Raw genomic sequence first — 25,045 nt, 5'->3', positions numbered from 1 at the left:
CGGCGGTCAGTCCTGGCCGGTTCCGGCGTGCAGGGTGACGAAGAGGCCGTGGGCGCGGGTGCCGTCCGGCAGGCTCCAGACGCCGCCGACGTGCCCGAGGGCTCCGTCGGGCAGCGGCGGGGCGCCCTGGGGGGCCGGGCTCAGCACGCGGTGCAGCAGGAGCGAGCCGTCGGCCGTGGCGACGCGGGTGCCGTGCGCGGAGTCCTCGGCGACCGGGATGCCGGGCTGCTCCCCTGTGAGGGCGGGGCCGGTGCGGGAGCGGGTGACGTCCCGGTCGACGGCGTCGGAGACGCTCTGCGCCTGTGCCTCGGCCCGCCCGTCGATCAGGGCGAGCAACTCGGCGACCAGCACCGGGTCGTGGCAGCCGTCGTACACCCAGCGCCGGCCCAGGACCCCGTGCTCCGTGGTCCCGATGAGGGCGTGCCCGGCCCCGTCGAGGGGAGCGCCGCGGTACGTCATCGGGACGAGGTACCCGGCCGTCCCCGGGGCCGATGCGTCGGTGATCACCATGAACTCGATGCCGACCTCGCCCTGCGGGTCGTCCAGCCGGAAGCCGCCGGCCTTCTCGGGCCGGGGCGCACCGGCACCGGCGTACCAGGGGCGCGAGGGCAGCCAGGCGGCGAGCAGTTCCAGTTTCGTCGGTGTGAGGGTGGTGCGGTGGATGATGGCCATGCCGCAGATTCTCTCGGACGCCGTCGGTGAGGGCGGCCGGGGGCCGGTGGAGACGACGCGGGGTCCCCGCCGCCCCTCGGAGAGGACGGTGGGGACCCCGTGTGACGGTGTCCGGGCGGTCAGGCGCCGATCAGGCGGCTCGCCAGGTAGCCCTCGATCTGGTCGAGGGAGACGCGCTCCTGCTTCATGGAGTCGCGCTCACGGACGGTGACCGCGTTGTCCTCCAGCGTGTCGAAGTCGACGGTGACGCAGAACGGCGTGCCGATCTCGTCCTGGCGGCGGTAGCGGCGGCCGATGGCGCCGGCGTCGTCGAACTCGATGTTCCAGTTCTGGCGCAGCGCCTGGGCGAGGCCCTTGGCCTTCGGGGACAGGTCGGCGTTGCGGGAGAGCGGCAGCACGGCCACCTTCACCGGCGCGAGGCGCGGGTCGAGCCGCAGCACGGTCCGCTTCTCCATCTTGCCCTTGGCGTTGGGCGCCTCGTCCTCGACGTAGGCGTCGAGCAGGAACGCCAGCATCGCGCGGCCGACACCGGCCGCCGGCTCGATGACGTACGGCGTCCAGCGCTCGCCGGCCTCCTGGTCGAAGTAGGAGAGGTCCTGGCCGGAGGCCTTGGCGTGGGCGGAGAGGTCGTAGTCGGTGCGGTTGGCGACACCCTCCAGCTCGCCCCACTCGTTGCCGCCGAACTGGAAGCGGTACTCGATGTCAGCGGTGCGCTTGGAGTAGTGGGAGAGCTTCTCCTTCGGGTGGTCGTACCACCGCATGTTCTCCTCGCGCAGGCCGAGACCGGTGTACCAGTTCCAGCGCTGCTCCATCCAGTACTCCTGCCACTTCTCGTCCTCGCCCGGCTTGACGAAGAACTCCATCTCCATCTGCTCGAACTCGCGGGTGCGGAAGATGAAGTTGCCGGGCGTGATCTCGTTGCGGAAGGACTTGCCCATCTGGGCGATGCCGAACGGCGGCTTGCGGCGCGAGGTGGTCTGCACCTGGGCGAAGTTGGTGAAGATGCCCTGGGCGGTCTCGGGGCGCAGGTAGGCGACGGAACCGGAGTCCTGGGTCGGGCCGAGGTGCGTCGACAGCAGACCCGAGAACTGCTTGGGCTCGGTGAACTGGCCCTTGTTGCCGCAGTTCGGGCAGTTGATGTCGGCGAGGCCGTGCTCGGGGAGGTGACCCTTCTTGGCCTCGTACGCCTCCTCCAGGTGGTCCGCGCGGAACCGCTTGTGGCAGGAGGTGCACTCGGTCAGCGGGTCCGTGAAGGTGGCGACGTGACCGGAGGCGACCCACACCTCGGGGGCGAGGATCACGGACGAGTCGATACCGACGACGTCCTCGCGCGACGTCACCATGTAACGCCACCACTGGCGCTTGAGGTTCTCCTTGAGCTCGACACCCAGCGGTCCGTAGTCCCAGGCGGCCTTCGTGCCGCCGTAGATCTCACTACTCGGGAATACGAAGCCACGGCGCTTGCTCAGGCTGACGATGGTGTCGATCTTGTCGGCGGCCACGGTGCTCTCTTCATTACGACGATGGGCGACGAAGCGAGGCGCTTCTACAGCGAATGCTTCAGGGTACCGGCGGGGGCTCCCCTCCAATCAAATCGGTAGCGCTCTGTGGACGGTCCAACACGCTTGTTGACAATGGTTTCCAGTACAGTTGAAAATGACTGTCATGAACGTACGACGATCTCACATACCCCGGGTCGCCCTCGCGGCCGTCGCCGCCCTCGGGATCGGCACCCTGTCCGCCTGCTCGGCGGACAGCGCCGCCGCCGGCGGCGACCTCGATGTCGTCGCGTCGTTCTATCCGATGCAGTTCCTCGCCGAGCGGATCGGCGGGGACCATGTGCACGTCACCACCCTCACCGAACCCGGCCAGGAACCGCACGAGCTGGAGCTCAGCCTCCGCCAGCGGGCCCAGCTGGACGAGTCCGACGCGGCGCTGTTCCTCAGGGGACTCCAGCCGTCCGTCGACGAGGCCATCGACCAGGCGGGCCTGAAGACGAAGATCGACGCCGCGGACCTCACGAAGCTGGAGGACCACGGCGGCGTCGAGCACGACCACGGCGGCGAGGAGCACTCCGAGCAGGAGTCGCACGGCCTCGACCCGCACGTCTGGCTCGACCCCGTGAAGTACGCGGAGATCGCCGAGGGCGTCGGGTCGGCCTTCGCGAAGGCGGACCCGGACCACGCGGCCGACTACCGGAAGAACACCGACGCGCTGGTCGACCGGCTGCACGCGCTGGACACCGGGTTCCGCGACGGGCTCAAGAACACGAAGACCAAGGTCTTCTTCACCAACCACGCCTCCTTCGGCTACTTCGCCGAGCGCTACGGCCTGACCCAGGAGGCCATCTCCGGCGTCGACCCGGAGAGCGAGCCGAGCCCGGCCCGGATCAGGGAACTGCGGAACGAGGCCCGGGCGGACGGGGTGACCACCGTGTTCTACGAGACCCTGGTGTCCGGCAAGACCGCGAAGACCCTCGCCCGCGACGCGGGCCTGAGGACGGACGTCCTCGACCCGCTCGAAGGCATCACGGGCACGTCCAGGGGCGACGACTACTTCGCGGTCATGGAGGCCAACCTCACAGCCCTCAAGAAGGCGCTGGGCGCCCGATGAACCACTCTCTGGAGGACGGCATGAGCGAGCCCGTCATTTCGCTGCGCGGCGTCCGCGCCGAGCTGGGCTCGCGCCCGGTCCTGCGCGGCATCGACCTCAGCGTGCGTCGCGGCGAGGTCGTCGCCCTGCTCGGCGCCAACGGCTCCGGCAAGTCGACGGCCGTGCGCAGCGTCATCGGCCAGGTGCCGGTCAGCGCCGGTGAGATCGAGCTGTTCGGCACCGCGCGGGCCCGGTTCCGCGACTGGGCGCGGGTGGGCTACGTCCCGCAGCGCACGACGGCCGCGGGCGGCGTGCCCGCCACGGTCGGCGAGATCGTCTCCTCGGGCCGGCTCTCGCGCACCCGCTTCGGGCTCTTCCGCAAGGCCGACCGCGCGGCCGTCCGGCACGCGCTGGAGCTCGTCGGCATGGCGGACCGCGCCAAGGACTCGGTCGACGCGCTGTCCGGCGGCCAGCACCAGCGGGTGCTCATCGCCCGCGCCCTGGCCGCCGAGCCGGAGCTGCTGATCATGGACGAGCCGATGGCGGGCGTCGACCTGGCCAGCCAGGAGGTCCTCGCGCACACCCTGCGCGAGCAGGTCGCGGCCGGTGCCACGGTCCTGCTCGTGCTGCACGAACTGGGCCCGCTGGAGCCCTTGATCGACCGGGCGGTCGTGCTGCGCGACGGCTGTGTGCTGCACGACGGCCCGCCCCCGAAGGCGGTCGGCCAGCACGCGCTGCCCGGCCACGACCACGTACACCCGCACGCGGCTCACGACGCCGAACCGATCCGGACGGGACTGCTGAGCTGATGGAATTCCTGAACTACGACTTCATGCAGCGGGCGCTGCTCGCCGCGATCCTCGTGGGCATCACCGCGCCGGCGATCGGCATCTACCTTGTCCAGCGCCGCCAGGCGCTGATGGGCGACGGCATCGGCCACGTCGCCATGACCGGCGTCGGCCTCGGCTTCCTGCTGTCCTGGTCGCCGGTGTGGACGGCCACGCTGGTGTCGGTGCTCGGCGCGGTGCTCATGGAGCTGATCCGCTGGTACGGCAAGACACGGGGTGACATCGCCCTGGCGATGCTCTTCTACGGCGGTATGGCCGGCGGCGTGATGCTGATCAACCTCGCGCCCGGCGGGGCCAACGCCAACCTGCTCTCCTTCCTTTTCGGATCGCTGTCCACGGTGTCCGAGTCGGATGTGACGGCGATCTGCGTCCTCGCGGCGTTCGTGGTCCTCATCACGCTGCTGCTGCGCCGCCAGTTGTTCGCGGTCAGCCAGGACGAGGAGTTCGCGCGGGTCACGGGCCTTCCGGTGCGTGCGCTGAACCTGCTGACGGCGGTCACGGCGGCCGTGACGGTGACGGTCGCGATGCGGGTGGTCGGACTGCTGCTGGTGAGCGCGCTGATGGTGGTGCCGGTGGCGGCGGCCCAGCAGCTGTCCCGCAGTTTCGCGGCGACGTTCGCGATCGCCGTGGCGATCGGTGTGACGGTGACCATCGGCGGCACGGTCACCTCGTACTACCAGGACGTCCCGCCCGGCGCGACCATCGTGCTGCTGACCATCGGCGCGTTCATCGTGCTGACCGCGCTGGCGACCCCGCTGGCCCGGCGACGCGCTCGGGCCCTGGCGGCGGCGCAGCCGGCCGGGGACCCAGCGGAGTGCGCGGTTCCGGACAACGGGGACGCCGCGGGCAAGGTCGGCGTCTGACCGGGCACAGGTCAGGCTGGCACAATGACGCGGGCAAGGCGCAGACGTGAGGAGGCAACGGTGACGACGGCAGGACCGCCCGTGAAGGGCCGGGCCACCCGGCAGCGCGCCGCCGTGGCGGCGGCCCTCGACGAGGTCGACGAGTTCCGCAGCGCCCAGGACCTGCACGACATGCTCAAGCACAAGGGCGACTCGGTCGGGCTCACCACCGTCTACCGCACCCTGCAGTCCCTCGCCGAGGCCGGCGAGGTCGACGTCCTGCGCACCTCCGAGGGCGAGTCCGTCTACCGCCGCTGCTCCACGGGCGAGCACCACCACCACCTCGTCTGCCGGGTCTGCGGCAAGGCCGTCGAGGTCGAGGGTCCGGCCGTGGAGAAGTGGGCGGACGCCATCGCCGCCGAGCACGGCTATGTGAACGTGGCGCACACGGTGGAGATCTTCGGCACCTGCGCCGACTGCGCGGCCGCCAGCTGCTGACTTCCCGTCAACTCCTGCGTGTCCCCGGCCGAGTTGGCTGGATCACAAACCTGTTGGGCCTGACGTGATCTTGTGTTTATATGATCACGATGGCTTCTGCGACCACAGAAGTCACACAGGAAACAGGGGAGTACAACTTGAGACTGGGACGTATCGCTGGTGTGACCGCCGCGAGCGCCGCCATGGTGCTGGCCGTCGCCAACTCCGCGGTGGCCGCGGACCACACCATGCACACGGGGGATGCCTGGGGGAACGTACCGGGTGTCGACTGGAGCGGCACCGGCTTCTTCAACGAGTACGGTGACGTTGTCACGATCAAGGACAACGACGCCGACGGCCGCGGTGTCACGATGAACGTGTACATCGGCAGCCCGAGCGGCAACCCGCGCTACTCGTTCACCGTCGGTGGCGAGGGCAACACCGCCACCCGCAAGGCCAGCATGGGCGGCAGTTTCGACCTGCCGGAGAACACCCGCATCGGCTTCAAGTTCTGCCGGGCGCCCGACGGCGAGTGCAAGGACTACACGTTCCTCAACGACAACTAAAGTCCACGGAACCGCGAACGGCCCCGTCCCACCTCGGTGGGACGGGGCCGTTCCCGTGCGCGCAGGGGAGCGTCAGTCCTCCTCGGAGCGGCCCTCCATGGCCAGCAGCTCCTCGTTCGGGACGGCGCCGCCGAAGCGGCGGTCGCGCGAGGCGAACTCCAGGCAGGCCCGCCACAGGTCACGCCGGTCGAAGTCCGGCCACAGCACGTCCTGGAACACCATCTCGGCGTAGGCGCTCTGCCACAGCAGGTAGTTGGAGGTGCGCTGCTCGCCGCTGGGCCGCAGAAACAGGTCCACGTCCGGCATGTCCGGGTAGTAGAGGTACTTCGCGAAGGTCTTCTCGGTGACCTTGGACGGGTCGAGCCGCCCGGCCCGCACGTCCTCGGCCAGCGCCTGCGCGGCGTCCGCGATCTCCGCCCGCCCGCCGTAGTTCATGCAGAAGTACAGGGTCAGCTTGTCGTTGCCCTTGGTCTGCTCCTGGGAGATCTCCAGCTCCCTGGCGACCGACTTCCACAGCTTGGGCATCCGGCCGACCCACCGCACCCGCACGCCCAGCTCGTCGAGCTGGTCGCGGGTCCTGCGGATGAAGTCCCGGTTGAAGTTCATGAGGAAGCGCACCTCGTCGGGCGAGCGCTTCCAGTTCTCGGTGGAGAAGGCGTACAGCGAGATCGCGCCGACGCCCATCTCGATCGCGCCCTGGAGGACGTCCAGCACCCGCTCCGCACCCACCTTGTGGCCCTCGGTGCGCGGCAGGCCCCGCTCCTTGGCCCAGCGGCCGTTGCCGTCCATGACGATCGCCACATGGCCCGGGACCAGCTCGCCCGGCAGCTTGGGCGGGCGGGCACCGGACGGGTGCGGCTCCGGTGTCCTGTACTCGCGGCGCCGGCGCCCCAGGAACCCACTCACGGCCATGTGTTTCTCGTCTCCCTTTGGCTTCTTCTACTTCTCGACGTACCGGAGCGAGCGCAGCCCGCGCTCCAGGTGCCAGTGCAGATAGGCGGACACCAGCCCGCTGCCCTCCCGGACGTACCGCGGCTCACAGGCGTCCGCGGTCTCCCAGTCACCGGTGAGCAGCGCGCCCAGCAGGTCCAGGGTCTGCGGCGACGGTACGACGCTACCGGGCACCCGGCAGTCGACGCAGACCGAGCCCCCCGAGGCCACCGAGAAGAAGCGGTTCGGTCCCGGCATGCCGCATTTGGCACAGTCCCCGAAGCTCGGGGCGTACCCGTTGACGGCGAGGGAGCGCAGCAGGAAGGCGTCGAGCACGAGGTGCGGTTCGTGCTCGCCGCGGGCGAGGGTGCGCAGCGCCCCGACCAGGAGCAGGTACTGCTGGACGGCCGGCTCCCCCTCGTGGTCGGTGAACCGCTCGGCGGTCTCCAGCATGGCCGTCCCCGCGGTGTAGCGGGCGTAGTCCGTGACGATGCCGCCGCCGTAGGGAGCGATGGTCTCGCTCTGTGTGCACAGCGGCAGCCCGCGTCCGATCAGCTCGCTCCCCCGGGCGAAGAACTGCACGTCGACGTGGGAGAACGGTTCGAGCCGGGCCCCGAACTTCGACTTGGTGCGCCGCACCCCGCGCGCCACGGCCCGCACCCGCCCGTGCCCGCGCGTGAGCAGGGTGATGATCCGGTCCGCCTCACCCAGCTTCTGGGTGCGCAGCACGATGCCGTCGTCGCGGAACAGACTCATGCCCTCATTGTCGCGTACGCGGGTGACCGGCGGGTGCGGCCGGGGTCACGTACCGCCCCGCCGGCGCGGACGGTGCCGGGGCGGTGGCGCTGGGTGCCGGAGGCGCCCCCTCAGGGCACCTCGCCCCTGCTGCGGGCGTTCGCGTACGCCGTCGCCGCGCGCAGCCGCTCGGACGGGGTCGCGGGGCGCACCGACGCCGGGGCGACGTCCCACTCCCTGCCGCCGCCGTGCGGCCGCAGCTGGACGTACGGGCCCTCGTGGCCCATCACGACGCCGATTCGACCCGAAAGAGTGTCATAGACATACGACCCGATGGACGGCTTCACCGCAGCACCGCCGCGAGTCGCCGTGCGGTGTCCACCGTGCAGCGGCCCAATTCGACGAGCGGGCACGGCGCCTCACGCGCGAGACTCACCGGATCGATCCGGAGTGTCGGGAGTGTAATTCCTGCCTTCTCCAGCGCGGCCCGCAATTCCTTCACCACTTCCTCCGCTTCTTCGACGCAGTGCGCCGAGTGCCGTTCCATCACCTTGCTCCCCTCGAATTCGGATTTCACGCATCCCCGGTCCATGGTGACCCGTGGCGCCTACACTCGGTGGGAGTCTGTGCACTACAAGGGCGCCGCAGGGCAGGGGGGTTGCCATGGCCAACGGTTCACGTCAGGCGGCGTGGGAGTTCTTCGGTGCGGAGCTGAAGAGGCGCCGGGAGAACGCCGGTATTACGCAGTCGGAACTGGGAGCGCGGGTTTTCGTGTCGGGCGGATACATCGGCCAGTTCGAACAGGCGATTCGAAAGCCTCAGCTGGATATCGCTCAGAGGATTGACGACACCCTGCAAACCGACGGTATTTTCGAGCGCCTCTGGCAGAAGCTCATCAGGGACCGACGGTACGCGGATTACTTCGCGAGAACGGCGGAGCTGGAGAGGCTGGCGACGAGGATCTGCGACTGGGAGCCGTCCGTCGTGCCGGGGCTCCTCCAGACACGGGCGTACACGAGAGCGCTCGTCGTGGCGACGCAGCCGTTCGCGACCGACGATCTCATCGAGGAGCGGGTCGCGGCGCGCGCCGAGCGGTCCGCGATCCTGGAGGACGCCGCACGGCCGGAGTACTGCGCGATCGTGCACGAGACGGTGCTGCGCGTGCCGGTCGGCGGCCCGGAGGTCGCGGCGCAGGCGCTGGCGCACCTGGCGGCGGCCGCGCGCAGCCGCAAGGTGCTGCTCCAGGTGCTGCCCTTCGCGGCGGGGGCGGCCGCGAACAACGGCTCGCTGCGCCTGATGGAGTTCGACGACGCACCGCCAACTGCCTATACGGAGACGTCCTTTTCGGGCAGCGTCCTGGACGACCCGGCGGTGGTGAAGCGTGCGAGCCGCGCCTACGATCTGCTCAGGGGAGCCGCGCTGTCTCCGGACGCGTCCCTGGCCCTGGTCGAGTCGGCAGCTGAGGACTTCAGACGATGCACACGGACGAGCTGAGCGGCGCTCGCTGGCACAGGAGCAGTTACAGCAACGGCGACGGAGGCAACTGCGTCGAGGTGGCCGACGGAGTCCCCGGGACCGTTCCCGTCCGGGACTCCAAGCTCGCCTCGGACGGTCCCGTGCTGCTGTTCCCCGCTCACGCCTGGGCGGGGTTCCTCACGTCTCTGAGGTGACCCGCGGCGTCTGCTGGCGCTCCGCCTCGGCCCACAGGTCCGTGAACTGCGTGACGTGGTCCTCGATGTGGTCCGGGTCGGCGCTCAGCAGGGTGCTGTCCGGGTTGTTCTCCTGGTCCGGTTTGGTCTCGTGGCAGAGTTCGCCGTCGAAGACGATGAAGTCGCTCACCCTCGGGTTGGACTCCATCAGCGACCGCACCGCGATCCGCGCGTCGATGCCCCGCCTGCGGTGGTCCTCGCACAGCGCCCGCAGCTCCGGGGTGACCTCGTCCTCGGTCCGGACGATGAACAGGCGGCGGATCTCGACGCCCCGCCTCCTGATCGCCTTCTCCTGCGCCGCGAGATACCGCTCGGCCGGCCCGCTGTACCAGAACTCCCGGTCCACCGAGGTGCTGGTGGCGTCGAGGGTCATCTTGGTGCAGTCGGTGAGGTCGATCAGCCACTCGTGGTTCTCGCCGGGGCAGTCCGCGGTGCCGCTGCCCAGACCCTCCATCATCCGGGCGAGGCGCCCGAGTTCCTTCTCGGCGAACGCCTGCATGATGTCGCCCCCGCGCTCCCGGACCCGGGTGTAGCCGAGGACGAGCCGGGTCACCTCCTCGGAGCGCAGCACCGAGCCGTCGACCTGGCTGAACAGCTCCGTCGCGGAGAGGATCTCGGCGAAGCCCTGGTCGACCTTCTCGAACCGCTCGCCGAAGTCGACCAGGTACTGCACGATCAGCACCGTGCAGCCGAGGGAGATGGACATCGTCCACTCCCACAGGTTGTCGTCCTCCTGGTTCAGCAGACCGCTCAGGAGGAAGGTCACGGTGCCCACCACGCCCGCGACCAGCACTCTCAGCAGCACCTTGTGCCGTCCCGCGTTCTGCGGCCGCGGCTGGTTCCTGCCGCCGTTCCCGTTCCCTAATGACGTCGTGCTCATCTGTCATCCCCCGTCGGTTCCGGTTGTACTGCGGTGATACCCCTCAGCGCGCGTCGCTGAGCGCCTGCCGCGGCGCCGCCACGGCCTGCAGGGCCAGTCGGTCCCTGATGCGCCGGCTCAGGTTCTCCCACTGACGGGAGAACCCCGGGCGCTCTTCCAGTACGTCCCACAGGTGGGCCAGCGCGGGGTCCACGTGGGCCCGCGGCATCCACAGATGCAGCAGGTGGACGACGACCGGTTGCAGGGTCTCGATCACCGACGGGCCGCCCGCCGCGCCGAGTCTGCTGTTGTCCAGCATGTGCTGAACGGTCGTCAAAAGCCAGTCGTGCAGGGCGAGATCCTCGCAGAGACCGGCGGCGGAGGCGGCCGGGACGTCGGCCGGGAGGCGCAGTTCCATCGTGCGCAGTCCGCCCTCGGCGAGGGTGAAGCTCGTCAGGGAGGCCCGCTCCCCCGCCGGTTCCCGCCGGGCCACCCACCGCAGCCGGGTGGGGCTGGACTTGAACGGCACCCGGCGGTCGAGCAGCGCGTGCCGCCGCAGCCGGGCCAGCAGTCCCTCCGCGATCACCCCGAGGTCGAGCTCCCCGCGTCCGGCGCCGCGCAGCACCCCGTCCGCGGTGGCCTGCTCGGGCAGCTTGCCGAACGGTTCGACGAGGCCCGGCCGCACCAGGTACTGGCCCCAGGGCCGGCGCAGGTCGGGGCCGGTGGCCGGCACGCCGAACCAGGCGGTCGCCTGCAGGAGCCGTCCCTCGGTCAGCGCGGCGCGGGCGGCGACCGTGCCGACGCCCCGGACCTTGCTGCCGTTGGAGGCGGGCAGCCGGCAGTCCACACCGGTCAGCACCTCGGGGGACAGCGCGTGCATGGAGGGCCGCTCGGAGACCCGTACGGGTTCGTCGGCGCGGAGCCGGAGCAGTTGGGCCGCGGCCCGGATGTCGAGCGCCTGGAGCGACGGCAGCAGACAGGTGCGCACCTCGCCGCAGGCGAGGACCGAACGCGCCGGGTGGGCCGGGGCCGCCGTCATCTCAGGTCCCCCCGGCCTCGGAGGAGTCGCCGGGCTCCTCGTAGAAGACGTAGGTGGCGCGCTGGGCGACCGCGGCGGGCACCGGCATCCCCTCGGCGGCGGACCGCTCGGCGACCTGCCGCAGCGCCCCCGCGTCGACGTCTATCTGGTCGAGGACGAGCCGGACGGCGTCCTCCACGGCGACGAAGCGGTTCGGCATCAGGCTGCACGTGCGGTAGGCGCTGAACGCCGCTTTGGTGTCGCTGAGTTTGACCACCGGCGGCAGCCGGTCCCACTCCTGCGGGAAGTCGGCGCCCTGCCACTCGGTGGGCACGAGGACCGGCTCGCCCAGGTGCCGCAGCAGGCCGAGCCGGGCGAGCTGCCACACGGCGGCCAGGAAGGGGCAGGACCACAGACGCCGGCCGTCCTCCTCCGACCACAGCTCGACGTCCATGAAGATGGAGTGGTTGCGGGCGGCCGTCTCCCGCGGCGGCTGCCAGCCCTTGACCTCGCCGAGGGCGCTGCGGGACGCCGAAGGGCTGCGTTCGCCGTTGGCCAGCCAGCCGGTGCGGCTGACGGGCGGGCGCGAGCCGTGGCTGCCGGGCGGCGGCGACTCGACCAGGCGGTGCATGACGGACTCGGCGAGCTCGACCCGGTCGGCGACCGCGCAGGCCGACTCGCGGGCCAGGTAGTCGATGACCAGGCCCGCCTTCTCGGCCTCCTTGAGCACCATGGGGACGAGTTCGGCCGGGGTGGAGAAGCGGCTGAAGTAGTCGTCGATCAGGAAGCAGGTGCTGATGCGCGGGCGCCTGCCGCGCCGGGCCGCGGAGGCTCGTACGGCGTCCGCCCAGACACGGACCTCCGCGAAGTGCTCGCCCAGCCGCTTGGGCCCGGCCTCGTAGTCCTCCATGTAGAGGTGGCCCAGCTCCAGGGAGAGGTGGGCCAGCGGCACGGACTGGGTGCGCGGCTGAGCGGTGGTCTCCTGGAAGACGGCTTCGCTCATGCCGGCTCCCAGTACTTGTCGTCGGTGAGGCGTTCGGCGAGGCGGCTGAGCGCCTGCCATGTCTCCTGGTTGGCGATCTGGCTGTCGAGCACGTCCTCGTCGGTGATGAGCTGCTCCCGCCACTGCAGGACCGGTTCGAGCGGTACGGACCCGAGGACCATGCTGTAGCCGATGCCGTGGGTGGAGGCGAGCTGCTTGAGGTCGCCGTCGGTCTTGCGCATCCACGCCGACTGGGTGGGCGAGACCTGGGACCACAGCGGCGACTCGGGGTCGGGTACGGCGGCCCGGACGAAGCGGATGGCGTTGCGCAGCGCCTCCTCGCCGTGTCCGCGGTCCACGCCGCCGGCGAGGATGCCGCGCTTGCCGAAGACCAGGCTGGCGGCGGCCGCCACATGCTGGCGGGTCCAACGGTGGAAGACCAGCCAGCGGGCGGCGACCTCGCTCATCTCCGGCTGGGCGGTGGCCTCCAGGACCATGTCGACCGCGTAGGAGCGGCCGGCGCTGAGGTCCACGATGACCAGGTCGAACTCGTAGGAGAGGTTCATCAGGAGGTCGACGCAGCGGTGCAGGTTGTCCTCGCTGGTGGCGAACTCGCCGCCGCTGACGTCGCCGGGCATCAGCACCAGCCGGCCGCAGCCGGGCGGCGGGAAGCGCAGCACCTGGTGCTCGGTCTCGGCCCAGACGTCGATCCGGGCGGGTTCGCCGACCTCTCCTATCAGGTAGGCGTGCAGACCGTGGTCCTCGGTGGCCTGGCGGGCGTCGGCCACGTCGAAGACGGCCGCCGCGGTCGGCGAGCCGAAGTCGAAGTCCAGGTAGCAGACGTCGTCACCGGCCAGGGCCCGGTGGTAGGCCAGGTTGGCGCTCGTCACCGAGCGGCCGGTGCCTCCCTTGTCGGAGGCGGAGAAGATCAGCACGTCTCACACTCCCCGGTCCGCGGCCTCGCGGGCGCGGGCGAGCGAGTCGAGCTGTCCGAGGACGTCGAGGGTGAGGGCGTAGGCGGTGCCGGGCTGTTCCTCGACGAGGCTGCGGGCGCGGCGCAGCTTCACCTCGATGGTGCGCAGCTGCATGCCGTGCCGGCCGGCGTCGGCGGGGGCGGGCTCCATCTGCTCGTTGCCCAGCAGGTGGGCGGCCTCGCTGAGCAGCGCCCGGGCCAGTTCGGTCAGGTCGTTGCTGCGGATCGGGGGCTGCCGGTACATGACGTTGGCCTGCACCATGACCTCGGTGACCCGCTCGGTGATGCTCCAGGACACCGGTACGCGCCGCTGGTGGATCTCCGCCTCCGGGTAGGCGGCGTGGATGTTGTCCCACAGGCCGATGCCCTCGCCGTCGCGGATGCGCCGGCGCCACATGTGGCCGAAGACGTCCTCGGCGAGTCGGAGCAGCCGGTCGTGGGAGGCCAGGTTGCGCGAGAGGGTGCACAGCTGGACGGTCCGCTTGAGCAGCTGCGCGGAGAAGTCGGTCATGGCCCAGGTCATGGGCGGGCCGAGGCGTTCGCTGCCCTGCAGCGGCAGGGCGACGCCGACGTTGTGCAGCTCGTGGACGACCGGGTCGTCGCGGACCATGCGGCTGGTGATGCGGCCGCGCTCGGCGAGGCGCTCCATGACGCCGACGGTGCGGGTCAGGTCGTCGTCGGTGGCCCGGCGGCGCATCAGGTCGTGCACGAGGATGGCGGCGACGGAGAGGGAGAAGTACTCGGACTCCAGCTTCTGTCCCGTCGTGCGCCAGGGGATGTCCTCCAGGGGCCAGCGGTCGGTGTCGAAGCGGGCGATGCCGGACCAGTACTGCTGGGTCAGCTCCCACCGCAGGCGCAGCGACTCGGCGAGTCTCTGCTGTTCGGTGTTGAGCAGGCCGAGGGTGAGGGTGCGGTCGGAGAACAGGTCCTGGATACCGTCGAGGGCGACCACGGTGAAGTACAGGTACGGCACCGGGTTGGCGACGCCCTCGGGCTGCGGGCCGATGGGTTCGCTGGTCTCGACCTCGGGGGCGTCCTTGACCATGGTCCAGGCCCAGCCGCACTCGAAGAGCTGGTTCTCGTCCTTGAGCCCTTCCTGGACGTCGATGCCGAGGAACACGCTCTCGTTGATCGCCGCGCGCAGCGGGCGGAAGCGGTTCTGGAACTGGCTCAGCACCTGGCGCTGCGACAGCCGCTGCTGACCGAGGAGTTCGGTGAGGGTGCGGCCCTGGGAGGAGTCGGTGTCGAAGACGTTGACGACGAAGGAGCGCAGCAGGCTCACCATGGCGGCGGTGAGGCGGTTGCTGGTGGCGGAGCGCAGTTCGGCGATGGTCTCCCTGATGTCGCTGCGCCGGGTCCTGGTCTCGTAGACCTTGAGGAAACCGAGCAGGGCGAGGCACAGGGTGATCGACATGGAGTAGGAGTCGACCACGTCCAGCCGGCGCTGTTCCTCGGTGAGTTCCTTCGTCTGGTCCCGGGAGCCGAAGTAGTAACCGCCCGCGAACGTGGGCCTCTTGTCCTCACCGGTGTGCGTCCGCATGAAGTCGGCCGCCGCGGTCACGAGGTTGGCCGGGATGTCCAGGCGTCCTCCGGCCTTCTTCAGGACCTGCTGGACGTCCTCCTGCGTGGTGTCGGGGTCGTCGAGCCGGAAGGCGGGGATCTCGGTGGCGGGATAGAGCAGGCAGAGCAGCCGCTCGGCGTCGGCGACGCTGCTCTCCTTGCCCCATTCGCCCCACTGCCACTCTCCCCCGTCGAAAGAGTGGCGGGCAATCGCCTGCCAGATGTCCAGCAGATGCTGGCGTGGCTTGATCTGCATCCCATGCCCCTCACACAGGCCGCACTGCCATCACTTGAGGAATACCGCTGTGCTGTTGTGAAGCCTCGTCGATCAGCCGACCGGAATGGCCGAATCCGAATTCGCGCGCCAGCCGTAGGCCACGATCATCCCCGAATATCCGTCGCGTACGGCTGCCGCGGATTCGAGTCGTTGGACCTTGAAGTCACCCGCGAATGCCTCGAGGCTCGCGCGCACCTCGGATTCTCCCACGTCACACGCCGGGAAGAAATGCTCACCGGCGTGATACCCCGTCGAATGCTCCATGAAGGCCGTGGCGAAGGGGGCGCCCGGAGCCAGGGCGCGCATGAATCTCTCGACGCCGAGCTGGAACTCCTCGTGGGCGGCCGTCATCGACTCGGCGACGAAGAACATGGTGCCCACGGACCAGCGCCCCTCGTGCCGCCACAGGTCGAAGATGTCGCCCTGCTCGACCCGGACGACCTTGCGGAAGCGCTCACGCGGGTCCATGTCCAGGGAGCGGTAGCAGTCCTTGCGGCAGAGGGCGGACCAGAACGTGTCCCAGTTGTCGTCGTAGCCGTCGATCTGGCTCGTCAGGTAGTCCACGTTGGACGCCGAGCGCTCGAAGAGGGTGATCTCGTCGCACCAGGGCAGCATGGCCAGGGCCGGGTACAGGTTCACCCCCGCTCCCACGTCGATCCCGCTGACCGGTCCGACGCCCTGCTTCCGGAAATGGTCGCCGAAATGGTCCCGGATGATGTGCAGGATCTCCGCGTCCTCCGCCTGTAAGGCGCGGTAATTGTGATCAAGGTAGGCGATCGAGTCGAATGCCGCGTCCCATGGCACATCGGCATTCATCACCTGGACGCCCCCCGACGATCTCTGGGTCATTCCACCAACGGTACCAAAAGGAGGCGCATCGGGAGCGCGTTGGGGCATAGGCACAGTGCGGCCTTGTCCAGCGGGAACGGCGCTGCTCAAGATGGGGCGGACCTCGGTGAGCACCCGAAACGGCGGGCAACGGGTACTCACCTGTACGAGTGACGGCATTCCATCACACAGGGGGCGGCTGATGGCGCTACCGGAGGAACGTTTCCCTTTCTCGGGACACCACACCGACCGGGCGTTCTTCGCCGACCGCGCCGACCGGCCCCTGACCATGCGGGGCGTCACCGAGGCCGATCTGCCCGAGCTCCTGCGCGTGGACCGGGAGGTCTTCCCCGAGGAGCCCTACCCGTACTTCGTGCTCCGGCAGCACATCGACGTCCACGGGGACCGCATCCTCGTCCTGGACGACGGGGAGTGCCTGCACGGCTATGTGTTGTTCGTGACCACCTCGGACGGCTATGTGTGCTGGGTCCTGAGCCTCGCCGTCAGCGCCGACCAGCGCGGCCGGGGCCTGGGCAGACGGCTGATGCTGGAGGTGCTGCGGCAGCTGCGCCGGGAGCGGGTGCACGAGGTGCGGCTGACCGTGGAGCCGACGAACGCGGCGGCCATCACGCTGTACCGCACTCTCGGCTTCTCCACCGACGGGCGCGTGCACCGGAGCTACCTGGGACCCGGCGAGGACCGGCTCATCATGGTCCTGCGGATGGGACCGGGCTAGACCGTCTCGCGGCAGGCGCCGTACCGGGCGGCCAGGGCGTGGAACGCCTCCTTCGGCTCCCAGTGCCAGGGGGACGCGGGGTCGTCCGGGCGGTCCCTGAGAGGCTTGGTGATGGCGTAACTGGCCAGGTCCAGGTCGTGGCGGGGATCGTCCGGGCGGTGCGGGGCGTCCGGGGTGACGAACTCGAAGGCCATCGCCGCGTACAGGCCCATCGACTCGAAGACGTCCACCAGGTCGGTCAGACAGGCCGCCTGGGTGCGCTCGCTGCGCACGACGTCGCCCTTGATCTCGTTCGGCTCCTTGGTGCGGTCGACGATGTCCCAGCCCATGCCGGCCGTCCGGGGGGCGCCGACGAACGCGCAGGTGCCGAACTCGGTGATGGCCAGGGGCTTTCCCCAGCGCAGGTAACGGCGCAGGTCGCGGACGTACTCCGGGCGCCGGGGGAACCAGGAGTAGTAGTCGATGCCGACCACGTCGAACAGGTCCCAGTCGACCGGCTCGAACTCCTCGTCCTGCGCGGCGGCGTAGCCGAGGCGGCCGTGGAACACGGACCGGCCGGTCGCCGCCGCCCGCGCGGTGAAGGCGGCCAGCCGGCGCCGCATCGCCGTCATGTCGACACCGCCGTTCTGGAGGTTGGCGACGCGCTCCAGGACCGTCGCGCCGGGGACGATGCCCGGGACGAACAGCCAGAACTCGCAGCCCACGCTGAAGTCGACACTCGCGCCCTGCCGGCGCAGCCGTTCGGCGAACCGGCCGCACTCGGCGACGGTCTCCAGGATGTCCCGGGCCGGGATGTCCCCGAAGGTCGGCTGGAGCCAGACGTGCAGTCCCCGTTCCGCGGCCTCGGCGGCCGTGGCGGTGAGGCGGTCCACCCCGTCGCCGGTGACGTCGAGGGTGTCGGCGTGCAGCACGTCACGGATCACCCGGACGTCCGCGCGCATCCGGGTGGCGCTCCAGGCGGTGCCGGGCGTCTCGCCCGCGCCGACCGTGTAGACGACGCCCCGGTGCCCGAGTCCCGTGCGCCGGGTGCGCCGCCCGGCTGCCTCCGCGCGCCCCGCGGGTGGCGCCGCGAAAGCCGCCGCGACGGCCGCCGTCCCGGCCAGGAAACGTGCCCTGCTGATCCCGTCGGTGTTCTCCATACGGCCACTGTGGCGAGGGCGGACGCGTCCCGCCGTCGGCCGATGGTCCACGGCTCCGCAACCAAGGGATGACCGGTGGCGTCGCTCATGGAGAGATCGTCGAAGTCCCGCGAACGAAGGAGAGCACGATTCCCTCCCCCACACCCTCCCCCCTGAGCCGCCGCCGCGCCCTGCTCCTCACGGCGGGCACCGCGGCCGCCGCCCTGGCCGCCGGGCCCGCCCACGCCACGACCGGCGGTGACGCCCGGGCCCGGCTGCGCGAGCTGGAGCGCGGCCACGGCGCCCGGCTGGGCGTGTACGCCCACAACGTGGCCACCGGCCGGACCGTGGCCCACCGCGCCGACGAACGCTTCCCGGTGTGCTCGCTGTTCAAGCCGCTCGCCGTCGCGGCCGTGCTGCGCGACCTGGACCACGACGGCGAGGTGCTGGCCCGGCGGATCCACTACACCGAGGCCGACCTGGTGGACAACTCCGACGTCACCCGGGCGCACCTGGAGACCGGCATGACCGTCGCCGAACTCGCGGACGCGGCCATCCGATTCAGCGACAACACGGCCGGCAACCTGCTGCTGCGTCAGATCGGCGGCCCCACGGCGGTGACCCGTTTCGCCCGCTCCATCGGCGACCGGGTGACCCGGCTCGACCGCTGGGAGACCGAGCTGAACTCGGCGGAGCCGTGGCGGGTCACCGACACCACCAGCCCGCGCGCCATCGGCCGCAGCTACGCCCGGCTGGTCCTCGGTGACGCCCTCGACGTCCGCGACCGGGCCCGGCTGACGCACTGGCTGCTGCACAACACCACCAGCGTCAACCGCTTCCGCGCGGCCCTGCCGCCGCCGTGGACGGTCGCCGACAAGACCGGCGGCGGCTTCTACGCCGCGAACAACGACGCCGGCGTCGCCTGGACGGAGGCGGGTGTCCCGCTCGTCCTCGCGGTCATGACGACCCGGCCCGAGCGGGACGCGGAGTACGACCACCCGCTGATCGCCGAGGCGACACGGCTGGTGGCGGACACGCTCACCTGAACGTCCGCACGTAACGCCGCTGCCACGGCGTCTCCACGGCGTGCCAGTCGTAGTGCCGCCGCACGAAGCCCACGGCCTCCCCGGCCGGTACGCCGTCCAGCACCGCGAGACACGCCAGCGCCGTCCCCGTACGGCCGCGTCCGCCGCCGCAGGCGACCTCGACCCGCTCCTCGGGGGCCCGTTCCCAGGCCGCCGCGAGCGCCGCGCGGGCGGCGGCCCGGTCGGCGGGGAGGCGGAAGTCGGGCCAGCGGATCCAGTGGGTCTCCCAGCCGGCCTCGGGCGGCCGGCGGCCCAGCAGATAGACGCCGTAGGTGGGCGGGGGTGCCGCCGGGTCGAGGGGGCGGCGCAGGGCGCGCCCGCGCACGAGCCGCCCGGACGGCAGCCTCAGGACCCCGGGGTCGCCCTCGTGCCACTGCTTCTCGGTCTCCACCGTCCCATTCGAACCGGGCGTCGCGCGCCGGGCAACCGATTCCGGCGCGGTGGTGGTCTGTGGGGCGAGGGAGGGTGCTTGATGCAGGCCGAACCAGAGGCCCAGTTCCAGGAATTCGTCAGAGCGCGATGGTCGCACCTCGTACGGACCGCGTATCTCCTCACCGGGGACACGCACCACGCGGAGGACCTGACCCAGACGGCTCTGACGAAGGCGTACCGCTCATGGCGGCGGGTGTCGCGCGCCGACAGCCCGGAGGCGTACGTCCGGCGGATGCTGGTCAGCTGCAACAGCGACCGGTTCCGCAAGCGGCGGGTCCCGGAGTCGCTGACCGACGCCCCGCCGGAACGCGCGGGACGCGACGAGGCCTACGCGGGGGTCGACGAGCGCGGTGCGCTGCTCGGCGCCCTGGCCCAACTGCCGCCCAAACAGCGGGCGGTGGTGGTCATGCGGTACTGGGAGGACCTGTCCGAGACGGAGGTCGCCGATCTGCTCGGCTGCTCCGTGGGGACGGTCAAGAGCCAGGCGTCCAAGGGGCTGGCGAAGTTGCGTACGTATCCGGGGCTCGCCCGGAGGACCCCGTCCGGTCAGGGAGGCAACCGGTGAACGACGACGAGAAGCAGCAAGTGGCCGACGACGAGCGGGACTTCGAGGAGGAACTGCGGGAACTGCTCGCCGAGGACGCGTACACGATCCGGCCGTCCGCGGCCCCCTATCCGCAGATCCGGCGGCGGGGTGCGCTCGAGCGGCGGCGCCGGGTGGCGGTGGCGGGCGCGGCCCTGGCGACGCTGGCGGCGGTGCCGGCCGCGGTGTACGGACTGGGGGCCGGGAGCGCGCAGGGCAGCACGGCGGCGGCTCCGACGCCGTCGGCCTCGGCCCCGGCTTCGCGGGAGGCGTCCCCGACGCCGAGCGCGGAGCCCGACCGCGCGGGGGCGGCGCTGTTCGACGGGATCACGTACGACCAGGCCAGGGACGGGCTGGAGCACTGCATGGACTCGGAGTTCACCCGCGACCGGCCCGGCGGGCCGGGTCTGGCCCCGCCGGACGCGTACGCGATCGTGCTGGCGATGCGCAGCACCGGTGACTCCAACGCGCCGGGCGACGGCGTGTTCGTGGTCGCGCAGGCCGACGACCGGGAGCGGTCCTCGCTGATCTGCCGGCTCAAGGACGGGGTGACGCAGGGCATCACCGCGTTCACCGACGACAGCGGGGCCATCCCGGACGAGGGGGCCGTGCTGGTGAACCCCAACAGCAACCGGCTCTTCCAGCAGTCGGTCCTGGACCACGGCCGCTGGAGGCTGCCGTTCCGCTGGGCGGTGATCGGCACGGCCAAGCCGTCCGTGGCCCGGGTGACGGTCGCCTACGGCGACGCCCGAGCGGAGGCCACCGTGAACGACGGCCGCTTCGTCGCGTCCGGCGTGCTGAACGAGCAGGTCACGCGGACTCCGCACATCAAGGGCTACGACGCCGGGGGCGAGCTGGTGTACGACTCCGACGACGACAAGTACTTCGACAAGGCCCTGCCGTAGGGCCGTTCCGCGAGGGAGGAGGGCCGGGGGCGCCGCGCCGGGGAGGGCGCCCCCGGCCCTCCGTCACGCGGTGGCGCGGGCGCCCGCCGGCGCCGTCCCGTTGACGGCGGCGGCCAGGGAGAACGGAGCCTCCCGGTTCCGCAGGGGCCGCGTCACCTGCTTGGCCACACAGGACGGGAGGCCGGCCACGGCGCCGGTCTCCTGACGCCGGTAGGCGCTCGGCGACATCCCGACCAGCTCCGTGAAGCGGGTGCTGAAGGTGCCAAGCGACGAGCAGCCGACCTCGAAGCAGACGTCGGTGACGCTGAGGTCGCCGCGGCGCAGCAGGGCCATCGCGCGCTCGATACGCCGTGTCATCAGGTAGCCGTAGGGCGACTCACCGTAGGCGGCCCGGAATGCGCGGCTGAGGTGGCCGGCCGACATGTGGACACCGCGGGCGAGGGCCTCGACGTCGAGCGGCTGCGCGTACTCCCGGTCCATCCGGTCGCGGACGCGGCGCAGCGCGACCAGGGTGCGCAGGCGCTGTCCGTCGGGTGTGGAGCGGGGGGACGTCACCCTCACATCTTCGCCGGGCGCCCGCGGCGACGTCCACTCCCGCGGCGGGCGGGAGCGGGACGTCAGCAGGGCCCTGGCCGGTGATCCGGTCAGGCACATCGGCGCTCAGCCGCCCACGTAGGCCGCGAGGTGCTCACCGGTGAGGGTGGAGCGGGCGGCGACCAGGTCGGCGGGGGTGCCCTCGAAGACGATCCGGCCGCCGTCGTGGCCGGCGCCGGGGCCGAGGTCGATGATCCAGTCGGCGTGGGCCATGACGGCCTGGTGGTGCTCGATGACGATGACGGACTTGCCGGAGTCCACCAGCCGGTCCAGCAGGCCGAGCAACTGCTCGACGTCGGCCAGGTGCAGACCGGTCGTGGGCTCGTCGAGGACGTAGACGCCGCCCTTGTCGGCCATGTGCACGGCCAGCTTGAGGCGCTGGCGCTCACCGCCGGACAGGGTGGTGAGCGGCTGGCCGAGGGTGAGGTAGCCCAGCCCGACGTCCGCCAACCGCTGGACGATCCGGTGCGCGGCGGGGATGCGGGCCTCGCCCTCGCGGAAGTACTCCTCGGCCTCGGTCACGGACAGGGCGAGCACCTCGCTGATGTCCCGGCCGCCGAGGCGGTACTCCAGCACCGAGGCGTCGAACCGCTTGCCGCCGCAGTCCTCGCAGGTGGTGGCGACGCTCTGCATGATCGCCAGGTCGGTGTAGACGACGCCGGCGCCGTTGCAGGTGGGGCAGGCGCCCTCGGAGTTGGCGCTGAACAGGGCCGGTTTGACGCCGTTGGCCTTGGCGAACGCCTTGCGGACCGGCTCCAGCAGCCCGGTGTAGGTCGCCGGGTTGCTGCGGCGCGAACCGCGGATCGGCGTCTGGTCGACGGAGACGACGCCCTCCGGCGCCGGGATGGAGCCGTGCACGAGGGAGGACTTGCCGGAGCCGGCGACGCCGGTGACGACGCAGAGCACGCCGAGCGGGATGTCGACGTCGACGTCCTGGAGGTTGTTGGCGGTGGCTCCGCGGATCTCCAGGGTGCCGGTGGGGGTGCGCGCCGCGTCCTTGAGCTTGGCGCGGTCGTCCAGGTGGCGGCCGGTGACGGTGTCGGACTTCCGCAGGCCGTCGAGGGTGCCCTCGAAGCAGACGGTGCCGCCGGCCGTGCCCGCGCCCGGGCCGAGGTCGACGACGTGGTCGGCGATCGCGATGGTCTCCGGCTTGTGCTCCACGACGAGGACCGTGTTGCCCTTGTCCCGCAGGCGCAGCAGCAGGTTGTTCATGCGCTGGATGTCGTGCGGGTGCAGTCCGACGGTGGGCTCGTCGAAGACGTAGGTGACGTCGGTGAGCGAGGAGCCGAGGTGGCGGATCATCTTGGTGCGCTGCGCCTCGCCGCCGGAGAGCGTGCCCGAGGCCCGGTCCAGGGAGAGGTAGCCGAGGCCGATCTCCACGAACTCGTCGAGGGTGTGCCGGAGCTTGGCCAGCAGCGGCGCGACCGACGGCTCGTCGAGGCCGCGGACCCACTCGGCGAGGTCGCGGATCTCCATGGCGCAGGCGTCGGCGATGCTCAGCTCCTCGATCTTGGAGGAGCGGGCCTGCTCGCTGAGCCGGGTGCCGTCGCACTCGGGGCAGACGGCGAAGGTGACGGCGCGGTCCACGAAGGCGCGGATGTGCGGCTGCATCGACTCGCGGTCCTTGGACAGGAAGGTCTTCTGCAGCTTGGGGATCAGGCCCTCGTAGGTGAGGTTGACTCCGTTGATCTTGACCTTGGTGGGCTCGCGGTGGAGGAAGTCGTGGCGCTCCTTCTTGGTGTACTCGCGGATCGGCTTGTTCTTGTCGAAGAAGCCGGAGTCGGTGATGACCCGTACGACCCACCCGTCTCCCGTGTAGGTGGGGATGGTGAAGGGGTCCTCCGCGAGCGACTTCGCGTCGTCGTAGAGCTGGGTGAGGTCGATGTCGGAGACCCGGCCCCGGCCCTCGCAGTGGGTGCACATGCCGCCGGTGCGGCTGAAGCTGACCTTCTCGGTCTTCGTCCGGTCGGCGCCCCGGTCGACGGTGAGGCCGCCGCTCGCGGAGACGGAGGCGACGTTGAAGGAGTAGGCGGAGGGCGGCCCGATGTGCGGCTCGGCGAGCCGGCTGAAGAGGATGCGCAGCATCGCGTTGGCGTCGGTGGCGGTGCCGACGGTGGAGCGCGGGTCGGAGCCCATGCGCTGCTGGTCGACGGTGATGGCGGTGGTCAGTCCGTCGAGGACGTCGACCTCGGGCCGGGCCAGGTTCGGCATGAAGCCCTGGACGAAGGCGCTGTAGGTCTCGTTGATCAGCCGCTGCGACTCGGCGGCGATGGTGTCGAAGACCAGCGAGCTCTTGCCGGAGCCGGAGACGCCGGTGAACACCGTCAGCCGGCGCTTCGGGATCTCGATGCTGACGTCCTTCAGGTTGTTCTCCCGCGCCCCGTACACACGGATCAGATCGTGGCTGTCGGCGACGTGCGGCTCGGTCATCGTGAGGTCTCCATCTGCGACTCGGTGAAGGCGCGTCGTCCGGTGAGCGGGCGGTTCAGCCCCTGGCCTGGATGCGGATCATGTTGCCCGCGGGGTCGCGGAAGGCACAGTCGCGGATGCCGTACGGCTGGTCGGTGGGCTCCTGCACGACCTCGGCTCCGGCGGCCTGGACCTTCTCGAACGTCTCGTCGACGTCGGCGGTGGCCAGCAGCAGCCAGCCGTAGGTGCCCTTGGCCATCATCTCAGTGATGACGCGGCGCTCGTCGTCGGTGACGCCGGGGTCGGCGGCGGGCGGCGCGAGCAGAAGCGAGGTGCCGGGCTGCCCGGGCGGGCCCACCGTGATCCAGCGCATCGAGCCCTGCCCGACGTCGTTGCGGACCTCGAAGCCGAGGACGTCGCGGTAGAAGGCCAGGGAGGCCTCCGGATCGTCGTGCGGGAGGAAGCTGGCGTGAATGCTGATGTCCATGCCCGTCACGCTAGCGGCGGGCGGGGGGCGGCGCTTCTCGATTCCTGACCTCGTCGCCGGAGGCCCCGGAGGGGTCGGGAAGACGTCAGGAAGGCGTCCGTGCCGCCGCCGCCAGCAGGCCCGCCACGGCGTCCGTGCACAGGGTGAGGGCGGCGCCGACCGTCGCGAGGGTGTCGCGTTCGGCGGGGGTGTAGGGGCCGTCGGCCAGGGCGATGCGGGCGCCCTGGAGGAGGATCGACTCGCGGCCGGCGGGGGCGAGGTGCGGGGCGAGCGGGTCCAGGGCCTCGTGGAGCTCTATGGCGAGCCCGGGGCCGCAGGGCTCGGACAGGACCCGGCCGGTGTCGGCGGCCAGCGCGTCCACCAGGGCGCTGAGCTGCTCCTCCGTGCAGTCGTCGAAGCCGGCCGCGCGCACCGTGGCCGCGGCGGTCTCCAGGGCGGGGCGGGCGCAGGTGCCGCCCGCCGACAGCACCGCGAGGGCGACGGTGTGCACGGCGTCGCGGAGCATCGCGGAGAAGCGGGTGGTGGTCGGGTGGTCCAGGGCGTCGGTGCCGAAGTGGCGGCGGCAGGCGGCGCACTCGACGACGGGGCCGGTCTCGCCGCGCGGCAGCACCGGGACGCCGAGCAGGGTGAAGCGGCGGCGTCCGGTCAGCCGCTGGTAGTTGCGGTCGCCTCCGCACCCCGGGCAGAAGAACTCGCCGTCACCGGCGGCCGTCCACACGGTACGGGTGCCCAGGAGGCGCGCAGGCCTGGCGGCACGGCCGTCTCGTCCCCGTCCTGGCAGCACGTCGCACCTCCGTAACGCCACGGCAACATCGCCGCGCTTGCGTG

General features: G+C 71.1%; 29 protein-coding genes. 11 read left to right on the top strand and 18 right to left on the bottom strand.

The features are described 5' to 3' along the window. Window positions 1-6 precede the first annotated feature (6 nt). Window positions 7-672: a 1,4-alpha-glucan branching protein gene (locus ACFRAC_RS02770; protein WP_382919740.1), complete on the bottom strand. Its 666-nt coding sequence runs from the start codon at window positions 670-672 to the stop codon at window positions 7-9. A 119-nt stretch (window positions 673-791) separates the two neighbouring features. After that, window positions 792-2,174, bottom strand: coding sequence for a glycine--tRNA ligase (locus ACFRAC_RS02765; RefSeq protein WP_361339484.1), 1,383 nt, complete (start codon window positions 2,172-2,174; stop codon window positions 792-794). 163 nt (window positions 2,175-2,337) lie between these two features. On the opposite strand from ACFRAC_RS02765, the gene ACFRAC_RS02760 reads away from it, so the two are divergent. From ACFRAC_RS02760 to ACFRAC_RS02740, 5 genes are all read left to right on the top strand, one after another. After that, entirely contained in the window at window positions 2,338-3,285 is a 948-nt protein-coding gene (locus ACFRAC_RS02760; protein ID WP_382919927.1) for a metal ABC transporter substrate-binding protein, read from the top strand. Beyond that, entirely contained in the window at window positions 3,282-4,073 is a 792-nt protein-coding gene (locus tag ACFRAC_RS02755; RefSeq protein ID WP_382919737.1) for a metal ABC transporter ATP-binding protein, read from the top strand. Before ACFRAC_RS02760 ends, ACFRAC_RS02755 begins: the two co-directional genes overlap by 4 nt. Continuing rightward, on the top strand, window positions 4,073-4,975 hold the full coding sequence (locus ACFRAC_RS02750; protein WP_382919735.1) for a metal ABC transporter permease: 903 nt from the start codon (window positions 4,073-4,075) through the stop codon (window positions 4,973-4,975). The genes ACFRAC_RS02755 and ACFRAC_RS02750 overlap by 1 nt, the downstream gene beginning before the upstream one ends. A 60-nt stretch (window positions 4,976-5,035) precedes the next feature. After that, window positions 5,036-5,452, top strand: coding sequence for a transcriptional repressor (locus ACFRAC_RS02745; RefSeq protein WP_361339473.1), 417 nt, complete (start codon window positions 5,036-5,038; stop codon window positions 5,450-5,452). Between the two features lie 137 nt (window positions 5,453-5,589). Beyond that, on the top strand, window positions 5,590-5,997 hold the full coding sequence (locus ACFRAC_RS02740) for a hypothetical protein (RefSeq protein ID WP_382919734.1): 408 nt from the start codon (window positions 5,590-5,592) through the stop codon (window positions 5,995-5,997). A gap of 72 nt (window positions 5,998-6,069) precedes the next feature. On the opposite strand, the gene ACFRAC_RS02735 is transcribed toward ACFRAC_RS02740, so the two are convergent. The 4 genes from ACFRAC_RS02735 to ACFRAC_RS02720 form a co-directional block, all read right to left on the bottom strand. Beyond that, window positions 6,070-6,909, bottom strand: a complete 840-nt coding sequence (locus ACFRAC_RS02735) for an isoprenyl transferase (protein ID WP_382919732.1) — start codon at window positions 6,907-6,909, stop codon at window positions 6,070-6,072. A 27-nt stretch (window positions 6,910-6,936) separates the two neighbouring features. Next, window positions 6,937-7,683, bottom strand: a complete 747-nt coding sequence (gene recO / locus ACFRAC_RS02730; RefSeq protein ID WP_062669369.1) for a DNA repair protein RecO — start codon at window positions 7,681-7,683, stop codon at window positions 6,937-6,939. 110 nt (window positions 7,684-7,793) lie between these two features. Further along, window positions 7,794-8,009 carry a hypothetical protein gene (locus ACFRAC_RS02725; RefSeq protein ID WP_382919730.1) on the bottom strand — a complete coding sequence of 72 codons (216 nt, stop codon included), beginning with the start codon at window positions 8,007-8,009 and terminating at the stop codon, window positions 7,794-7,796. After that, window positions 8,006-8,239, bottom strand: a complete 234-nt coding sequence (locus ACFRAC_RS02720) for a hypothetical protein (RefSeq protein WP_382919728.1) — start codon at window positions 8,237-8,239, stop codon at window positions 8,006-8,008. Before ACFRAC_RS02720 ends, ACFRAC_RS02725 begins: the two co-directional genes overlap by 4 nt. A gap of 86 nt (window positions 8,240-8,325) precedes the next feature. On the opposite strand from ACFRAC_RS02720, the gene ACFRAC_RS02715 reads away from it, so the two are divergent. Together ACFRAC_RS02715 and ACFRAC_RS02710 are read left to right on the top strand one after the other, a co-directional pair. Beyond that, window positions 8,326-9,156 carry a helix-turn-helix domain-containing protein gene (locus ACFRAC_RS02715; protein ID WP_382919727.1) on the top strand — a complete coding sequence of 277 codons (831 nt, stop codon included), beginning with the start codon at window positions 8,326-8,328 and terminating at the stop codon, window positions 9,154-9,156. After that, the gene (locus ACFRAC_RS02710; protein WP_361339456.1) at window positions 9,138-9,332 is read left to right on the top strand and encodes a DUF397 domain-containing protein; all 195 of its coding nucleotides are present in this window, start codon (window positions 9,138-9,140) and stop codon (window positions 9,330-9,332) included. Before ACFRAC_RS02715 ends, ACFRAC_RS02710 begins: the two co-directional genes overlap by 19 nt. Here the strand turns inward: ACFRAC_RS02710 and ACFRAC_RS02705 are convergent. The 6 genes from ACFRAC_RS02705 to ACFRAC_RS02680 form a co-directional block, all read right to left on the bottom strand. Continuing rightward, entirely contained in the window at window positions 9,316-10,251 is a 936-nt protein-coding gene (locus tag ACFRAC_RS02705; protein WP_382919726.1) for a DUF6879 family protein, read from the bottom strand. The two genes, ACFRAC_RS02710 and ACFRAC_RS02705, sit on opposite strands and share 17 nt — an antisense overlap. A gap of 43 nt (window positions 10,252-10,294) precedes the next feature. Next, entirely contained in the window at window positions 10,295-11,269 is a 975-nt protein-coding gene (locus ACFRAC_RS02700) for an SCO2521 family protein (protein ID WP_382919724.1), read from the bottom strand. Between the two features lies 1 nt (window position 11,270). Then, a complete protein-coding gene (locus ACFRAC_RS02695) occupies window positions 11,271-12,251 on the bottom strand; it encodes an SCO2522 family protein (RefSeq protein ID WP_382919722.1) in 981 nt (326 codons plus the stop codon). Beyond that, window positions 12,248-13,165 carry an SCO2523 family variant P-loop protein gene (locus tag ACFRAC_RS02690; protein ID WP_382919720.1) on the bottom strand — a complete coding sequence of 306 codons (918 nt, stop codon included), beginning with the start codon at window positions 13,163-13,165 and terminating at the stop codon, window positions 12,248-12,250. Before ACFRAC_RS02690 ends, ACFRAC_RS02695 begins: the two co-directional genes overlap by 4 nt. A 3-nt stretch (window positions 13,166-13,168) precedes the next feature. Continuing rightward, window positions 13,169-15,019 carry an SCO2524 family protein gene (locus tag ACFRAC_RS02685; RefSeq protein ID WP_382919718.1) on the bottom strand — a complete coding sequence of 617 codons (1,851 nt, stop codon included), beginning with the start codon at window positions 15,017-15,019 and terminating at the stop codon, window positions 13,169-13,171. Between the two features lie 72 nt (window positions 15,020-15,091). Continuing rightward, window positions 15,092-15,889 (bottom strand): SCO2525 family SAM-dependent methyltransferase, encoded by a 798-nt coding sequence (locus ACFRAC_RS02680; RefSeq protein ID WP_382919717.1) that lies wholly within the window; start codon window positions 15,887-15,889, stop codon window positions 15,092-15,094. A 181-nt stretch (window positions 15,890-16,070) separates the two neighbouring features. On the opposite strand from ACFRAC_RS02680, the gene ACFRAC_RS02675 reads away from it, so the two are divergent. After that, window positions 16,071-16,604: a GNAT family N-acetyltransferase gene (locus ACFRAC_RS02675; protein ID WP_382919716.1), complete on the top strand. Its 534-nt coding sequence runs from the start codon at window positions 16,071-16,073 to the stop codon at window positions 16,602-16,604. On the opposite strand, the gene ACFRAC_RS02670 is transcribed toward ACFRAC_RS02675, so the two are convergent. Next, window positions 16,601-17,743, bottom strand: a complete 1,143-nt coding sequence (locus ACFRAC_RS02670; protein WP_382919715.1) for an abortive phage infection protein — start codon at window positions 17,741-17,743, stop codon at window positions 16,601-16,603. The two genes, ACFRAC_RS02675 and ACFRAC_RS02670, sit on opposite strands and share 4 nt — an antisense overlap. 68 nt (window positions 17,744-17,811) lie before the next feature. Between ACFRAC_RS02670 and bla the strand changes: the two genes are divergently transcribed. Then, on the top strand, window positions 17,812-18,768 hold the full coding sequence (bla, locus tag ACFRAC_RS02665) for a class A beta-lactamase (protein ID WP_382919714.1): 957 nt from the start codon (window positions 17,812-17,814) through the stop codon (window positions 18,766-18,768). Here bla and ACFRAC_RS02660 read toward each other — a convergent pair. Further along, entirely contained in the window at window positions 18,761-19,198 is a 438-nt protein-coding gene (locus ACFRAC_RS02660) for a protein-tyrosine phosphatase family protein (RefSeq protein ID WP_382919712.1), read from the bottom strand. The two genes, bla and ACFRAC_RS02660, sit on opposite strands and share 8 nt — an antisense overlap. A gap of 81 nt (window positions 19,199-19,279) precedes the next feature. Here ACFRAC_RS02660 and ACFRAC_RS02655 point away from each other — a divergent pair, with 81 nt between their 5' ends. After that, entirely contained in the window at window positions 19,280-19,804 is a 525-nt protein-coding gene (locus tag ACFRAC_RS02655; protein ID WP_382919710.1) for a SigE family RNA polymerase sigma factor, read from the top strand. Beyond that, window positions 19,801-20,727 carry a hypothetical protein gene (locus tag ACFRAC_RS02650; RefSeq protein ID WP_382919709.1) on the top strand — a complete coding sequence of 309 codons (927 nt, stop codon included), beginning with the start codon at window positions 19,801-19,803 and terminating at the stop codon, window positions 20,725-20,727. The genes ACFRAC_RS02655 and ACFRAC_RS02650 overlap by 4 nt, the downstream gene beginning before the upstream one ends. A gap of 63 nt (window positions 20,728-20,790) precedes the next feature. On the opposite strand, the gene ACFRAC_RS02645 is transcribed toward ACFRAC_RS02650, so the two are convergent. The 4 genes from ACFRAC_RS02645 to ACFRAC_RS02630 all read right to left on the bottom strand — a co-directional run bounded on the left by ACFRAC_RS02645 (window position 20,791) and on the right by ACFRAC_RS02630 (window position 25,001). Continuing rightward, window positions 20,791-21,207, bottom strand: a complete 417-nt coding sequence (locus ACFRAC_RS02645; protein ID WP_382919926.1) for a helix-turn-helix transcriptional regulator — start codon at window positions 21,205-21,207, stop codon at window positions 20,791-20,793. Between the two features lie 180 nt (window positions 21,208-21,387). Further along, complete coding sequence (locus tag ACFRAC_RS02640) at window positions 21,388-23,751, bottom strand: ATP-binding cassette domain-containing protein (protein WP_382919707.1); 2,364 nt, start codon at window positions 23,749-23,751, stop codon at window positions 21,388-21,390. 55 nt (window positions 23,752-23,806) lie between these two features. Next, the gene (locus tag ACFRAC_RS02635) at window positions 23,807-24,217 is read right to left on the bottom strand and encodes a VOC family protein (protein ID WP_382919706.1); all 411 of its coding nucleotides are present in this window, start codon (window positions 24,215-24,217) and stop codon (window positions 23,807-23,809) included. Window positions 24,218-24,302: 85 nt separating this feature from the next. Further along, window positions 24,303-25,001, bottom strand: coding sequence for a TerB family tellurite resistance protein (locus tag ACFRAC_RS02630; RefSeq protein ID WP_382919704.1), 699 nt, complete (start codon window positions 24,999-25,001; stop codon window positions 24,303-24,305). Window positions 25,002-25,045: the final 44 nt, after the last annotated feature.

It is taken from the genome of Streptomyces sp. NPDC056628, from assembly GCF_042792555.1.
GTDB lineage: Bacteria > Actinomycetota > Actinomycetes > Streptomycetales > Streptomycetaceae > Streptomyces.
Note: the sequence above shows the minus strand (reverse complement) of the source record. Positions and strands in the feature narration are given on the sequence as shown.

Bases quoted from the DNA above. Each gene is read 5' to 3' on its own strand.
- ACFRAC_RS02770 (WP_382919740.1), bottom strand. From the start codon at position 672: ATGGCCATCATCCACCGCACCACCCTCACACCGACGAAACTGGAACTG.
- ACFRAC_RS02760 (WP_382919927.1), top strand. From the start codon at position 2,338: ATGAACGTACGACGATCTCACATACCCCGGGTCGCCCTCGCGGCCGTC.
- ACFRAC_RS02755 (WP_382919737.1), top strand. From the start codon at position 3,282: ATGAACCACTCTCTGGAGGACGGCATGAGCGAGCCCGTCATTTCGCTG.
- ACFRAC_RS02750 (WP_382919735.1), top strand. From the start codon at position 4,073: ATGGAATTCCTGAACTACGACTTCATGCAGCGGGCGCTGCTCGCCGCG.
- ACFRAC_RS02735 (WP_382919732.1), bottom strand. From the start codon at position 6,909: ATGGCCGTGAGTGGGTTCCTGGGGCGCCGGCGCCGCGAGTACAGGACA.
- recO (WP_062669369.1), bottom strand. From the start codon at position 7,683: ATGAGTCTGTTCCGCGACGACGGCATCGTGCTGCGCACCCAGAAGCTG.
- ACFRAC_RS02715 (WP_382919727.1), top strand. From the start codon at position 8,326: ATGGCCAACGGTTCACGTCAGGCGGCGTGGGAGTTCTTCGGTGCGGAG.
- ACFRAC_RS02710 (WP_361339456.1), top strand. From the start codon at position 9,138: ATGCACACGGACGAGCTGAGCGGCGCTCGCTGGCACAGGAGCAGTTAC.
- ACFRAC_RS02705 (WP_382919726.1), bottom strand. From the start codon at position 10,251: ATGAGCACGACGTCATTAGGGAACGGGAACGGCGGCAGGAACCAGCCG.
- ACFRAC_RS02700 (WP_382919724.1), bottom strand. From the start codon at position 11,269: ATGACGGCGGCCCCGGCCCACCCGGCGCGTTCGGTCCTCGCCTGCGGC.
- ACFRAC_RS02695 (WP_382919722.1), bottom strand. From the start codon at position 12,251: ATGAGCGAAGCCGTCTTCCAGGAGACCACCGCTCAGCCGCGCACCCAG.
- ACFRAC_RS02685 (WP_382919718.1), bottom strand. From the start codon at position 15,019: ATGCAGATCAAGCCACGCCAGCATCTGCTGGACATCTGGCAGGCGATT.
- ACFRAC_RS02680 (WP_382919717.1), bottom strand. From the start codon at position 15,889: ATGACCCAGAGATCGTCGGGGGGCGTCCAGGTGATGAATGCCGATGTG.
- ACFRAC_RS02675 (WP_382919716.1), top strand. From the start codon at position 16,071: ATGGCGCTACCGGAGGAACGTTTCCCTTTCTCGGGACACCACACCGAC.
- ACFRAC_RS02670 (WP_382919715.1), bottom strand. From the start codon at position 17,743: ATGGAGAACACCGACGGGATCAGCAGGGCACGTTTCCTGGCCGGGACG.
- bla (WP_382919714.1), top strand. From the start codon at position 17,812: ATGACCGGTGGCGTCGCTCATGGAGAGATCGTCGAAGTCCCGCGAACG.
- ACFRAC_RS02655 (WP_382919710.1), top strand. From the start codon at position 19,280: ATGCAGGCCGAACCAGAGGCCCAGTTCCAGGAATTCGTCAGAGCGCGA.
- ACFRAC_RS02645 (WP_382919926.1), bottom strand. From the start codon at position 21,207: ATGGACCGGGAGTACGCGCAGCCGCTCGACGTCGAGGCCCTCGCCCGC.
- ACFRAC_RS02640 (WP_382919707.1), bottom strand. From the start codon at position 23,751: ATGACCGAGCCGCACGTCGCCGACAGCCACGATCTGATCCGTGTGTAC.
- ACFRAC_RS02635 (WP_382919706.1), bottom strand. From the start codon at position 24,217: ATGGACATCAGCATTCACGCCAGCTTCCTCCCGCACGACGATCCGGAG.